This is a genomic window from Azospirillum melinis (assembly GCF_013340935.1).
GTDB classification, from domain to species: Bacteria; Pseudomonadota; Alphaproteobacteria; order Azospirillales; family Azospirillaceae; genus Azospirillum; species Azospirillum melinis.
Window position 1 is genome coordinate 1 of sequence record NZ_WHOS01000105.1, and the last position, 11,877, is coordinate 11,877.

At 64.7% G+C, this 11,877-nt stretch carries 12 protein-coding genes and 4 tRNA genes; 11 read left to right on the forward strand and 5 right to left on the reverse strand.

The window, feature by feature from the left end:
• Nucleotides 1-538 precede the first annotated feature (538 nt).
• Nucleotides 539-1,807 carry an outer membrane beta-barrel protein gene (locus GBZ48_RS34700; RefSeq protein ID WP_174475191.1) on the forward strand — a complete coding sequence of 423 codons (1,269 nt, stop codon included), beginning with the start codon at nt 539-541 and terminating at the stop codon, nt 1,805-1,807.
• A gap of 350 nt (nt 1,808-2,157) precedes the next feature.
• Entirely contained in the window at nt 2,158-2,742 is a 585-nt protein-coding gene (locus tag GBZ48_RS34705) for a polysaccharide biosynthesis/export family protein (RefSeq protein ID WP_109051350.1), read from the forward strand.
• A gap of 104 nt (nt 2,743-2,846) precedes the next feature.
• On the opposite strand, the gene GBZ48_RS34710 is transcribed toward GBZ48_RS34705, so the two are convergent.
• Nucleotides 2,847-3,107 carry a hypothetical protein gene (locus tag GBZ48_RS34710; protein WP_174475192.1) on the reverse strand — a complete coding sequence of 87 codons (261 nt, stop codon included), beginning with the start codon at nt 3,105-3,107 and terminating at the stop codon, nt 2,847-2,849.
• A 150-nt stretch (nt 3,108-3,257) separates the two neighbouring features.
• Here GBZ48_RS34710 and GBZ48_RS34715 point away from each other — a divergent pair, with 150 nt between their 5' ends.
• Complete coding sequence (locus tag GBZ48_RS34715) at nt 3,258-3,602, forward strand: hypothetical protein (protein ID WP_174475193.1); 345 nt, start codon at nt 3,258-3,260, stop codon at nt 3,600-3,602.
• A 57-nt stretch (nt 3,603-3,659) separates the two neighbouring features.
• On the opposite strand, the gene GBZ48_RS34720 is transcribed toward GBZ48_RS34715, so the two are convergent.
• The 4 genes from GBZ48_RS34720 to rlmB all read right to left on the reverse strand — a co-directional run bounded on the left by GBZ48_RS34720 (nt 3,660) and on the right by rlmB (nt 7,772).
• Nucleotides 3,660-4,781: an alginate O-acetyltransferase AlgX-related protein gene (locus tag GBZ48_RS34720; RefSeq protein ID WP_174475194.1), complete on the reverse strand. Its 1,122-nt coding sequence runs from the start codon at nt 4,779-4,781 to the stop codon at nt 3,660-3,662.
• Nucleotides 4,782-4,807: 26 nt separating this feature from the next.
• Nucleotides 4,808-6,133 (reverse strand): MBOAT family O-acyltransferase, encoded by a 1,326-nt coding sequence (locus GBZ48_RS34725; RefSeq protein WP_246307674.1) that lies wholly within the window; start codon nt 6,131-6,133, stop codon nt 4,808-4,810.
• A 553-nt stretch (nt 6,134-6,686) separates the two neighbouring features.
• Nucleotides 6,687-6,762 (reverse strand) — tRNA-Thr (locus GBZ48_RS34730).
• Between the two features lie 83 nt (nt 6,763-6,845).
• Nucleotides 6,846-7,772, reverse strand: coding sequence for a 23S rRNA (guanosine(2251)-2'-O)-methyltransferase RlmB (gene rlmB / locus GBZ48_RS34735; protein WP_174475195.1), 927 nt, complete (start codon nt 7,770-7,772; stop codon nt 6,846-6,848).
• Nucleotides 7,773-7,913: 141 nt separating this feature from the next.
• On the opposite strand from rlmB, the gene GBZ48_RS34740 reads away from it, so the two are divergent.
• The 8 genes from GBZ48_RS34740 (at nt 7,914) to rplA (ending at nt 11,779) form a co-directional block, all read left to right on the forward strand.
• Nucleotides 7,914-7,999, forward strand: a tRNA-Tyr gene (locus GBZ48_RS34740).
• 62 nt (nt 8,000-8,061) lie between these two features.
• A tRNA-Gly gene (locus GBZ48_RS34745) sits at nt 8,062-8,135 on the forward strand.
• Between the two features lie 80 nt (nt 8,136-8,215).
• Complete coding sequence (tuf, locus tag GBZ48_RS34750; protein ID WP_014246875.1) at nt 8,216-9,406, forward strand: elongation factor Tu; 1,191 nt, start codon at nt 8,216-8,218, stop codon at nt 9,404-9,406.
• 188 nt (nt 9,407-9,594) lie between these two features.
• A tRNA-Trp gene (locus GBZ48_RS34755) sits at nt 9,595-9,670 on the forward strand.
• Between the two features lie 71 nt (nt 9,671-9,741).
• The gene (gene secE / locus GBZ48_RS34760; RefSeq protein WP_014246876.1) at nt 9,742-9,939 is read left to right on the forward strand and encodes a preprotein translocase subunit SecE; all 198 of its coding nucleotides are present in this window, start codon (nt 9,742-9,744) and stop codon (nt 9,937-9,939) included.
• A 3-nt stretch (nt 9,940-9,942) separates the two neighbouring features.
• Nucleotides 9,943-10,473, forward strand: coding sequence for a transcription termination/antitermination protein NusG (gene nusG, locus GBZ48_RS34765; protein ID WP_012973192.1), 531 nt, complete (start codon nt 9,943-9,945; stop codon nt 10,471-10,473).
• Between the two features lie 159 nt (nt 10,474-10,632).
• A complete protein-coding gene (gene rplK / locus GBZ48_RS34770; RefSeq protein ID WP_042690902.1) occupies nt 10,633-11,067 on the forward strand; it encodes a 50S ribosomal protein L11 in 435 nt (144 codons plus the stop codon).
• A 4-nt stretch (nt 11,068-11,071) separates the two neighbouring features.
• Complete coding sequence (gene rplA, locus GBZ48_RS34775) at nt 11,072-11,779, forward strand: 50S ribosomal protein L1 (RefSeq protein ID WP_174475196.1); 708 nt, start codon at nt 11,072-11,074, stop codon at nt 11,777-11,779.
• Nucleotides 11,780-11,877: the final 98 nt, after the last annotated feature.

Below are 11,877 nucleotides of genomic sequence, written 5' to 3' on the forward strand. Positions count from 1 at the left end.
CGCGCTTTATCTTATTGTGTCGATAGATCGACTGACACGGCCTCGACTACACTCTCCTTCTTCGGGGGCAGCGTCAGAGGTGCATAAGCGCCAGGGCGTGCAGGGCGGGGGCGGTGTGTCGAGTCGGCGTGTCATGCGGCACCTTTGCGGGTCAAGAAACGTGATGAACAACCCGATGCCAGGCAGGCGGTTCCAAAGCAGGAACTCTGTGGTGCCGCCGGTTTCACCGCGTCGGTCTATGACCTTGATCTTAGGACCATTTGAAAAATGCGCTGAAATCAAGCGGGTCATCGCTTCGGGCGCCATCGACAGGCCGGCAGCTTTTTGTTGCGGCCACACCACAGGACCCAGCAAAAGCAGCAGTGCGTGGGCTTCACTGTTGCGTGGGAAGCACGGTTTGTTGTGTCTTTGCCGAGGATGCGTCCGCAGCGGTCCCGGCCGGGGTTCTGGCCGAAGACCGGCGGCGGCGCGCCTCCCACCAAGGAGCCGGACCCCCGGCCCAGTGAGCCGACCGAACCCAGCCAAGCGCGGTGACTCCATGAAGACCAGCACCCTTTCCCTCCTCGCCCTCGCTCTCGCCTCGACCGGGCTGACGTCGCTTCCCGCCGCCGCCCAGGACGACCTGCAGCGTGGCGAAACCGTGCTGGAGCGCCGCCGGCCGGAACTGGAGCAGCTTGGGCTGCGCGCCGGCTCCTTCCTGTTCCTGCCGCGGGTGGAAGCCGGTGCCACCTATGACACCAACGTCTACGCCACCCGCGACAATCACGAGGACGACGTCATCTGGACGGTCCGGCCGCGGCTGGACATCAAGTCGGACTTCTCGGCCCACGCGCTGAACTTCTCGGCCTCGGCCGATGCCGGCCGCTACAGCGACCACAACCGCGAGAACTACACGGACTATGCCGTGCAGGCCGACGGCCGCTTCGACGTGAACAAGGGCGGTGCGCTGGACGGCCAGCTGTTCCACCGCCGCAATCACGAAGGCCGCGGCGACATCAACAGCTTGCAGGGCTATGCCGAGCCGGTGACCTTCCTCACCAGCGGCGGCGAGGCCGGCTATACCCAGCGCTTCAACCGCCTGCGCGCCCGCGTTTCTGGTTCGGCCCAGTACATCTCCTACGACGACGTCGACCTGATCGGCGGCGGCGTCGCCCGCCAGGGCGACCGCGACCGCTGGGAATACGCGTCGGTCGGCCGCGTCGGCTATGAGTTCATCGAAGGCTACGAAGCCTTCGTCCAGGGCACCTATTCCTGGACCCGCCACAAGAACGACCGCGACGCCTTCGGCCTCGACCGCGACTCGGACGGCTACGAGGTGGTGGGCGGTCTGGCCACCGACCTGACCGGCCTGATCACCGGCGAGGTCTTCGCCGGCTACCTCGTCCGCAACTACAAGGATTCGCGGCTGGAGGACTTCAGCGGCCTGTCCTTCGGCGGGCGCGTGAACTGGGCGGTCACCCAGCTGACCGGCATCAGCGCCACCGCCAGCCGCCAAGTGCGGGAGACGTCGGCCAGCCCCGGCTTCGGCACCGCCTCCAGCTACACCCGCACCCTGGTCGCCCTGGGTGTCGACCACGAGCTGCTGCGTTCGCTGGTGCTGAACGGCCGCCTGCAATACCGCCAGGACGACTTCAACGGCAACGACCGCAACGACAAGGTCTATACGGCCGGCGTCGGCGGCACCTATCAGATGAATCGCAACCTGTATCTGACCGGTGGCTATACCTACGAAAAGCGCAATTCCAACATCAGCTCCGCCGAGTACAGCGACAACCTGATCTATCTGCGACTCGGCGCCCAGATGTAATCCAGCATGTAATCTGGCGGAATCGGTTCGGCCGACCGGGAAAGTCCCGGCCAAAGGTCCTAAAAGTACCGCTGAACAGGGCAGGGCGTCCGTCCTATGACGGGCGCCCTTTTCTTATGCCTGCTCTTATGATCGATGGCGATGTACTGAACAGATCCGAAGGCGGTAATTCCTCTCCACTTTTTCCCAAGCGCTTGCGAGTTGCTAGTCTCCACCCGAATTCAGGTGCGTGACCAAAGGGCGCCGCTGCAAGGCGGCCGGCGGACGGGTCGGTTCTTCGGAACCGACCCGTCGAAGGGGCCGGACCGGCGCTGTGGCAGGCATCCACCAGCCAGGGAAAGGGTTTAGGGATGAATCGACGTCAGGTGATCCGTGCGCTGGGCCAGGGGATCGGGTTGGCCGCGCTCGCCGTTGCCATGGTCGGCTGTGCCGGCGGCAACGACGCGCCGATGGAGACCGCCAGCGCCGGTCAGATCGGCGAATACCGTCTCGGCCCGGGTGACGCTCTGCGCGTCATCGTGTTCGGTGAAGAGCAGCTGTCCGGCGAATTCCGCGTCGACGGCACCGGCAAGGTCGCCATGCCGCTGATCGGCGAGGTTTCGGCCAAGGACCGCAACACCCGGGACCTGGAGAAGGAAATCGCCACCCGGCTGTCCGCCGGCTATGTGAAGGACCCGAAGGTCAGCGTCGAGGTGCTGAACCATCGTCCGTTCTTCATCCTGGGCGAGGTGCGCAATCCCGGCCAGTACCAGTATGTCAACGGCATGACCGCCCTGTCGGCGGTGGCGATGGCCGGCGGCTACACCTATCGCGCCAAGGAGGACTACGTCCTCATCACCCGCGGCAGCGATCCCAAGAAGGAAATCCGCAAAGCCCCGATCACCACCTCGGTGATGCCAGACGACGTGGTCCGCATTCCGGAGCGCTATTTCTAAGTATCGCTTTCCAGGCCGGCGGCAGTCCGCCGCCGAATCGCAAGAAGGCCCGGCCGGGGAACACCCGGCCGGGCCTTCTGCCGTCTGCGGATCGGGACTTCCGATCAGGTGTCGAGCGTGTCGCCGCCCTTCTTCTGCCCCGGCGGCATGCGCTGGCTGCGGGGAACGACCGCATCGCGGGAAATGCCATGCGGCGGGGTGGTGCCGGCGGCTTCGTCATCGGTGCCGAGCGGTGCTGCGGCGGGATCGGTAGCGGGAACCTTGTCGCCGGTCAGGCCGCGGTCGATGTCCGCGCGCATCCGATTCGCTTCCGCACTGGGGGTGGTGGGCGTCCGGTCGTCCGACTCGGGATGGGGCTTGGTCATGGTCGGCCTTTCGCGCAAACTGCTGTGAGGGGCATTCCGATGCCTTCCCCAACCGCCGCGTCCTGCCGGGGGTTCCCTGCCGGGAAATATCGGTAGGCTATCGGTGATCGTAAGACCCGGCCAGACCACTCCACGCCATGGGAGCACCCGATGCCCGACACCGGACTGACGCTGCTGGCGTTCGGCATCCCGGCGATTGCGGTGATTTTGTTGCTTGTTGCGACGGTCCTGACGGTCCGTGTCCGCGGATGGCGGCGGCTTTACTGGGCCTGCTGCGCGATCCTGATCGCCGGCGGGAGTGCAGGGACGGCCAGCGCCCTGTGCTGCCTGCCTCCGGCGGTGCTGCCCGACGGGTCCATCAGCGGAGAAATGCCGCCGACCTTCGGAGCCGGATTGATGCTGGCATTCATGGGATGCGGCGGGGCCCTGCTCGGCCTGATCTTCGTCATGGGCTGGGCCCGTCTGCGTCAGCGCCGGGGCGCAAATTGGCGGTGAAACCGGACTGACAGCATTTGCAAAGGGAGTGAGGGTACGCTCCCGGCCTACCTTTGCTCACTCCGCCGGGACAGGGTTGTTGAGCGAGCGCTCGACGAACTGGTACACGACGACATCCGGCTTTTGCTCCTCGATCAGGGCCTTGTCGAAGCGCAGTCCCTTGTGCTCGGTGATCACCGCCTTGCGGAAGCTTTCGGCGATGTACGAGTACATGGGGATGGTGAAGGAATCGCGGAACCACACCACGGTCGGTGCCGTCGGCAGGTCGGCGCGCAGGATGTTCTGGACAATGCCGTTCGGCATCGAGGTGTCGTTGCTGCGGAGCTTGGGTGACCCCAGCAGTTCGTAACGGATTTCCTCTTCCTGGTAGACCGCTGTCAGTCCCAGCATGCGGGCGAGGTCGAGGTCGACGCCCTGGCGCATGACGCGAACCTGTTTCATATCTGCCGTCGCCAGCGGCCTAAAATCCGGACGGACCGACTTGATCCACTCCGCGATCCCCCGATAGCCGATGGTGAAGGCGGCGTCGACCGTCCAGTGCGTGTCGGCCTGGAGATAGACCTTCATGCTCTTCTTCGCGGCGACGAGGTCGGCGGTCATGTCCTTGAACACCAGCGGCGAGCGACGCTCCGCCAGCCGCCGCACGATCTGATCCATCCGGCTTTCCGGGTTTACCTGGGTGGCCCAGGCCGGGAGGTCCTCGAGATAGACGCGCTCCTTGTTGGGGATCGCGACCATCAGCATGGGGATGCCGCGCTCCGCCAGCCATGCCTGCCGCCGCTCCATCACGTCGATCCAGCGGTCCAGCTCCTCCGGCGAGAAGCGGTCGATGCCGCGCGTCTGCTCAAGCGCATGCTCGCCCGTATAGAACAGCCAGCCGTTCCGGCCGAGCACGACCAGCGGCGAGGTGCTCTGGCCGAAGACCTTGACCCGGATGAAGTTGTTGGCGAGGACGAGGTCGTTGCGAAAGCCGAAATGGTCCTTCAGCCACGCCTCGAAGCGCTGCGGCAGGACGGAAAACTCATCGAAGGTGGCGGGCAGGCCGGGCAGCTCGTTCGGCGCCCGCATCTCGGTCGCCGTCACGCCCGTCCCGACGGACAGCGTCTGGCCGATCATCGGCAGCAAGAGGAGCGCCAGGAAAATCCCGATGCAAAGCTTCTGCAAAAGCGTGCTGTGCATGATCCCGAGAGACATCGCTCGCATGGTCAGAACCGGAAGTAGATGAATGGGTTGTAGGTGCCGGCCGCGAGGCTCATGACGGCCAGCGCGAACATGCCGAGCAAACCGGCCAGGTACAGCGCCTCGCCGGTGCTGACCAGCATGCGCCCGCCGGCCGCGTTCCGCACCGCATCCAGCCCGCTCCGCACCAGCCGGCCGAGCAGCGGCGTCGCGGCGACCGCGCCGATGACCAGTGCGGTGACGGTTTCCGGCGTCAGGAACTGCAGGATATGCGGCGCCAGAGGACTGGGATGGCCGGCGCCGGCCATGGCCTTCAGGAAGACCCAGGCATGGCCCAGCGTGTCGGCGCGGAAGAAGACCCAGCCGATCATCACCACCAGCAGCGTATAGACGTGGCGGACCGCCGGCACCGACCGGTCGAGCATCCGGGCGATGCCCAGCCGTTCGAACACCAGGAAGGCGCCGTGCCAAAGGCCCCAGACCACGAAGGTCCAGCTGGCGCCATGCCACAGGCCACACAGGAAGAAGACGATCAGCAGGTTGCGGTAGGTGGCCAGCGGACCGGCGCGGTTGCCGCCCAGCGGGATGTAGAGATAGTCGCGGAACCACATTGACAGCGAGATGTGCCAGCGGCGCCAGAATTCGGTGATCGACTGGGCGATGTAGGGATAGTTGAAGTTCAGCGGGAAATGGAAGCCGATCATCAGCCCCAGCCCGATGGCCATGGTCGAATAGCCGCAGAAATCGAAGAAGATTTGCAAGGTGTAGCAGACGATGCCCAGCCAGGCGATCGGCAGGCTCAGCCCCGTCGGGTCGAGCGCGAAGATCTGGTCCGCCGCCACCGCCACCGTGTTGGCGATCAGCACCTTCTGCGCGAGGCCGATCACGAAGATCTGGATGCCCTCGGCAAACAGTCCGGCACTGACCCTGCGGTTGTGGATTTCGTCGCGGATGTCATGGAAGCGGATGATGGGCCCCGCCACGAGTTGCGGGAACATGGTGATGTAGACGGCAACATAGATCAGGCTGCGCTCGACCGGAACCTGCCGGCGGTAGACGTCGATCAGGTAGGACAGTGCATGGAAGGTGAAGAAAGAGATGCCGAGCGGCAGATGCACCTGCGGCGGGCCCGAGAACAGGTTGGGCAACAGCGCGGCCACAATCTCATAGAAGAAGCCCAGATATTTGAAATAGACGAGAATGCCCAGGTTGACGACGACGCCCGCACCCATGGCGAGCTTACGGCCCCGCCCCTCCTGGCCTGCGATCCACAGCCCGAAGGCATAATTGACGAGGATCGACAGCAGCATGACGTAGGTATAGATCACCTCGCCATACGCATAGAAAACCAAGCTGAAGAAAAGCAGCGTTCCGTGCTTCAGCGGCAGGGAATAATAGCAAAAGATAAAAATTGGCAAAAAATAAAAGATAAATACGATAGAGCTGAAAACCATCATCCACCCTTATGCTATGCCTGCTGCGCGCTTGTGGTTCCGGAACTCCAAATTCAAGCGGCATTTCGGTCCAGAGCGGCATGGGGTATACCCCAGATCGGGTACCGTATCCAGACCTATGCGGGAACAGTGCAACCCTACAGCGACAGGCCGGCGGAGCTTCCCGACATGCGTTGCCATCCTGGTGACTGCAAAGGGTCGGAAAGCCCTCTGGTTGCAACCGGATGGGGTGTGGTCGGCGGATGCTTGGCAGAAACGCCACTATGCCGGGGCGATGCGGGACAGATAGGAAGACTGCCCTGCGCAGGACTCCAAGCGACTGGACGGGCCCAAAGTCCGATGAGCCCGTCGTGTCGGCGGATTGAACCCGCCTCAGCAGACCGGCAACCGAGCGACTTTATCCGGGAAAGCAAAACGGCCTAGCGCGGGGTGCGCTAAGCCGTTGGAAAACTGGTGCCGGATACAGGAATCGAACCCGTGACCTTCTGATTACAAATCAGCTGCTCTACCAGCTGAGCTAATCCGGCGCGCCCGCCGCTTGCGGGACGCACACCTTAGCGTCCCTTTTCCGCGTAAACAAGCACTTGACCAAGACGGCCTCGCGGTTCGGTCACTCGCGCAGGCGGGCAACCTCGTACAGCGCCACCGCGGCGGCATTCGAGACGTTGAGGCTGCCGACGGGTCCGCCGGTCGGCAGTCGGGCGATGGCGTCGCAGCGCTCCATGGTCAGCCGGCGCAGACCGCTGCCTTCCGCCCCCATCACCAGCACCGTCTTTCCGGTCAAATTCAGCTTGGCCAGCGTCGACTGTCCCGATTCGGCGAGCCCGACCGACCAGAAGCCGTTCTGTTGAAGATCCGTCAGCGCCCGGGCCAGATTGGTGACGCGGATCAGCGGCACCGCCTCCAAAGCACCCGAAGCGCTCTTGGCGAGAACGCCGGTCGTCTCCGGAGCATGGCGCTCGGTCACCACGACGGCACGGGCGCCGAAAGCGGCAGCGGAACGCAGGATGGCGCCGACATTGTGCGGGTCGGTCACCTGGTCGAGCGCCACGATGACCGCCGACGTTTCCCCGGCCAGCTCGTTGCACACATCTTCGATGCCGAGATCGGGCAGGGGAGATGCATCGACGACGACGCCCTGATGCACCGCGCCCGCCGGCAGCATCCTGTCAAGCTCCATCCGGTCGGCCGGCGAAGCCTCCGGCCTTTGCAGCCCCTGGGCGCGGGCGGCGGCGATCGCCGGCTCCAGCGCAGCGCGGCCCGAGTCGGTCACCAGCAGGCGGTGGATGCGCCGTTCGGGGTTGGTCAAGGCAGCGGCCACCGGGTGCAGTCCGTAAAGAAGCACGCCGCGCGCGGCCGGCCCACGTCCTCCCCTTGCCGCCTTGCGGCCGCCGCGCGCTCCCTCGTCCCCTTCGTCCTGCCGCGGAGACGCGCCTTGCTGCGGCCTGCCGCCGGACCGGTCGCCACTGCGGTCGGTGTTGCGGTCTGAGGGACGGCTGGAGGAGGGGCCGGAACCGGGATGTCTGGAGCGCGTCATGATACCCACGAAGAAGGGGAGGGGGCCGCAGCGGACTGCGGCCGAATTTTTTCTGGTGTGAACCGCTTAACCCGTGTTGACAAGGCCTGAAAAATTCGCATATTGCCGAACTCCGCGGCGGGCATCGCCAGGCCGCGGACTGGAAGGGTGGCCGAGTGGTTAAAGGCAGCAGACTGTAAATCTGCCCGCGTACGCGTACGCTGGTTCGAATCCAGCCCCTTCCACCATTACTTTCCACGGCTTGTCCGTGATCGCGTTTGCCCCGGACGGTCGCGCCGGCGGGATGCTTGCGGGTGTAGCTCAATGGTAGAGCAGAAGCCTTCCAAGCTTACGACGGGGGTTCGATTCCCCTCACCCGCTCCAATCCCGCGTGCGCCACGGAAAACCGATCTCGGCCGGGCCATTGTGTGCGTCCGGAACGTCGGGAACGAAAGACCAAAGCGATGGCGAAGGCAAAGTTTGAGCGGAACAAGCCGCACTGCAACGTTGGCACGATCGGCCACGTCGACCACGGCAAGACGTCGCTGACGGCGGCGATCACGAAGGTGCTGGCGGAGTCCGGCGGCGCCACCTTCACCGCTTACGACCAGATCGACAAGGCGCCGGAAGAGAAGGCGCGCGGCATCACGATCTCGACGGCTCACGTCGAGTACGAGACGACCAACCGCCACTACGCGCACGTCGACTGCCCGGGCCACGCCGACTACGTGAAGAACATGATCACGGGCGCCGCCCAGATGGACGGCGCGATCCTGGTCGTGTCGGCCGCCGACGGCCCGATGCCGCAGACCCGCGAGCACATCCTGCTGGCGCGCCAGGTCGGCGTTCCGGCGCTGGTTGTGTTCATGAACAAGGTCGACATGGTCGACGATCCGGAGCTGCTGGAACTGGTCGAGCTGGAAGTGCGCGAGCTTCTGTCGTCCTACCAGTTCCCGGGCGACGACATTCCGATCACCAAGGGTTCGGCGCTGTGCGCGCTGGAAGACCGTCAGCCGGAGATCGGCCGTGACGCCGTCCTGGCGCTGATGAAGACGGTGGACGAGTACATCCCGCAGCCGGAGCGTCCGAAGGACCGTCCGTTCCTGATGCCGATCGAAGACGTGTTCTCGATCTCGGGCCGCGGCACCGTTGTGACCGGCCGTGTCGAGCGCGGCATCGTGAAGGTTGGTGACGAAGTCGAGATCGTCGGCCTGAAGGCGACGGTGAAGACGACGGTGACCGGCGTCGAGATGTTCCGCAAGCTGCTCGACTCGGGTGAAGCCGGCGACAACATCGGCGCGCTGCTGCGCGGCACGAAGCGTGAGGACGTCGAGCGCGGCCAGGTTCTGGCCAAGCCGGGTTCGATCACCCCGCACACCAAGTTCAAGGCCGAAGCCTACATCCTGACGAAGGAAGAGGGTGGCCGTCACACGCCGTTCTTCACCAACTACCGTCCGCAGTTCTACTTCCGCACGACGGACGTGACGGGCATGGTCTCGCTGCCGGAAGGCGTCGAGATGGTGATGCCGGGCGACAACGTCGCCATGGAAGTGGCGCTGATCGCCCCGATCGCCATGGACGAAGGCCTGCGCTTCGCCATCCGTGAGGGCGGCCGTACCGTCGGCGCCGGCGTCGTTGCCAAGATCGTCGAGTGATGCTATAAGCCTGCCTCCCCCGCCGGACCCAGGTCCGGCGGGGGAGGTTGTCTGTCTAGGGTACGGTTGGGCTTCCGGAAAGCCGTTTTGAAAGTTATTCCGAAAGTTAGGTCGAAAGGCCTTGACACCGCCGCCTAAAGAATGCTTTAAGCGGCCTCCCACGCCGAAAGGTGTGGCCGGACGGAGATAGGAGTGTAGCTCAATTGGTAGAGCACCGGTCTCCAAAACCGGGGGTTGGGGGTTCGAGCCCCTCCACTCCTGCCATCCCGTCCCAATAACGGTTAGGGTAAAAGCGGCGCCCTCACAGTCGCTCCGGAGCTCGCACGGTTCGCACGATGGCTAAAGTCAATCCCGCAGAATTCGCGCGCGAGGTCCGCCGCGAGGTAGCCAGGGTCACCTGGCCGACCCGCAAGGAAACCGGCATCACGACCGCCATGGTGTTCGTCATGGTCGTGCTCGCCGCCCTGTTCTTCCTCGTCGTCGATCAGGTGCTGGCGGTTGCCGTTCGCTTGATCCTTGGGCTGGGGGGCTGAGACATGGCTGCACGCTGGTACGTCGTTCACGTTTATTCGGGTTTCGAAAAGAAGGTCTCCCAGGCCATCCGCGAAAAGGCGGCTCAGAAGGGTCTGGAAGACAAGTTCGAGGAAATCCTGGTCCCGACCGAAGAAGTGGTCGAGGTGCGCCGGGGTTCCAAGATCAACACCGAACGCAAGTTCTTCCCGGGCTATGTCCTCGTCAAGATGGACCTGACCGACGAATCCTGGTCGCTGGTGAAGAACACGCCGAAGGTCACGGACTTTCTGGGTGGCGGCGGCAAGCCGCAGCCGATTTCCCAGCGCGAGGCCGAGCGGATCATCCATCAGGTGCAGGAAGGCTTTGAGCGCCCCAAGCCCTCGATCACCTTCGAGGTGGGCGAGCAGGTGCGAGTGAGCGACGGTCCCTTCACCTCGTTCAATGGTGTCGTCGAGGAAGTCGACGAAGAGAAGTCCCGCCTCAAGGTGGCGGTTTCGATCTTCGGTCGCTCCACGCCGGTCGAACTGGAATACACGCAGGTCGAAAAGATCTGATCGCAAGGTTCCACGGTTTGTGAGTCGGAGCTGCCGGTGCTTGCATCGGTGGCTCCATTCTGTTGCGGGAGGCTCGCCATGGCCGAACCGCAAAGCCCCGCGGCGCCGCGCCGGACCATCCGGTCAAGTGCGTGAGGCGTCGTCCCAGGAGGTTGTGAGATGGCGAAGAAAATCGTCGGTTACATCAAGCTGCAGGTCCCGGCCGGCAAGGCCAACCCGTCGCCGCCCATCGGCCCGGCGCTCGGTCAGCGCGGCCTGAACATCATGGAGTTCTGCAAGGCGTTCAACGCCAAGACGGCGGACCTGGAAGTCGGCATGCCGATTCCCGTGGTCATCACCGCCTACGGCGACCGCACCTTCACCTTCGTGACGAAGACCCCGCCGGTCAGCTACTTCCTCAAGAAGGCTTCGGGCAAGGACAAGGGTTCGACGACCCCCGGCAAGGGTGGTTTCGTCGGCCAGGTCACGACCTCGCAGATCCGCGAGATCGCCCAGAAGAAGATGGCCGACCTGAACGCGCACGACGTCGAAGCCGCCGCGAGCATGATCGCCGGCTCCGCCCGCTCGATGGGCCTCGAAGTGGTGGAGGGCTGATCCTATGGCGAAGCTGGGCAAGCGTCTGACCGACGCCTACAAGACCGTTAACCGCGACTCCTTCTACTCGCTGGAAGAGGCCGTCACCCTGGTGAAGGGTGCCGCCAAGGCCAAGTTCGACGAGACGATCGAAATCGCGATGAACCTCGGCATCGATCCGCGCCACGCCGACCAGATGGTCCGCGGCGTCGTGAACCTGCCGAACGGCACCGGCAAGACCGTCCGCGTGGCGGTGTTCGCCCGTGGCGCCAAGGTCGATGAGGCTCTGGCCGCCGGCGCCGATGTTGTCGGCGGCGACGATCTGGCCGAACAGATCCTGGCCGGCAACATCAACTTCGACCGCTGCATCGCCTCGCCCGACATGATGGGCGTGGTCGGCAAGCTTGGTAAGGTGCTGGGCCCGCGCGGCCTGATGCCGAACCCGAAGCTGGGCACCGTGACCCCCGACGTCGCCGGCGCCGTGAAGGCCGCCAAGGCCGGCGCAGTGGAGTTCCGTGCGGAGAAGACCGGCATCATCCACGCCGGCGTGGGCAAGGTCAGCTTCTCGGAAGAGGCGCTGGTCCAGAACATCCGCGCCTTCATCGATGCCATCACCCGTGCCAAGCCGACCGGCGCCAAGGGCCAGTACCTGTTGAAGGTCTCGCTCTCGTCGACGATGGGCCCGGGCCTGAAGCTCGACCTCTCCAGCGTGTCGGCTCCGGCCGCCGCCTGATGACCCGTTTCGCCGCCGTCTGCTCTCGGGCAGCGGCGGCGTCCGGGCGGACCGCCTGAGGGGGAAACCCCAAGGGGACCCGCCCAACCCTGTCCGAG

Bases quoted from the DNA above. Each gene is read 5' to 3' on its own strand.
- rplA (WP_174475196.1), top strand. From the start codon at position 11,072: ATGGCGAAGCTGGGCAAGCGTCTGACCGACGCCTACAAGACCGTTAAC.
- rlmB (WP_174475195.1), bottom strand. From the start codon at position 7,772: ATGACGCGCTCCAGACATCCCGGTTCCGGCCCCTCCTCCAGCCGTCCC.
- GBZ48_RS34720 (WP_174475194.1), bottom strand. From the start codon at position 4,781: ATGCACAGCACGCTTTTGCAGAAGCTTTGCATCGGGATTTTCCTGGCG.
- secE (WP_014246876.1), top strand. From the start codon at position 9,742: ATGGCTAAAGTCAATCCCGCAGAATTCGCGCGCGAGGTCCGCCGCGAG.
- nusG (WP_012973192.1), top strand. From the start codon at position 9,943: ATGGCTGCACGCTGGTACGTCGTTCACGTTTATTCGGGTTTCGAAAAG.
- GBZ48_RS34715 (WP_174475193.1), top strand. From the start codon at position 3,258: ATGCCCGACACCGGACTGACGCTGCTGGCGTTCGGCATCCCGGCGATT.
- GBZ48_RS34705 (WP_109051350.1), top strand. From the start codon at position 2,158: ATGAATCGACGTCAGGTGATCCGTGCGCTGGGCCAGGGGATCGGGTTG.
- rplK (WP_042690902.1), top strand. From the start codon at position 10,633: ATGGCGAAGAAAATCGTCGGTTACATCAAGCTGCAGGTCCCGGCCGGC.
- GBZ48_RS34710 (WP_174475192.1), bottom strand. From the start codon at position 3,107: ATGACCAAGCCCCATCCCGAGTCGGACGACCGGACGCCCACCACCCCC.
- tuf (WP_014246875.1), top strand. From the start codon at position 8,216: ATGGCGAAGGCAAAGTTTGAGCGGAACAAGCCGCACTGCAACGTTGGC.
- GBZ48_RS34700 (WP_174475191.1), top strand. From the start codon at position 539: ATGAAGACCAGCACCCTTTCCCTCCTCGCCCTCGCTCTCGCCTCGACC.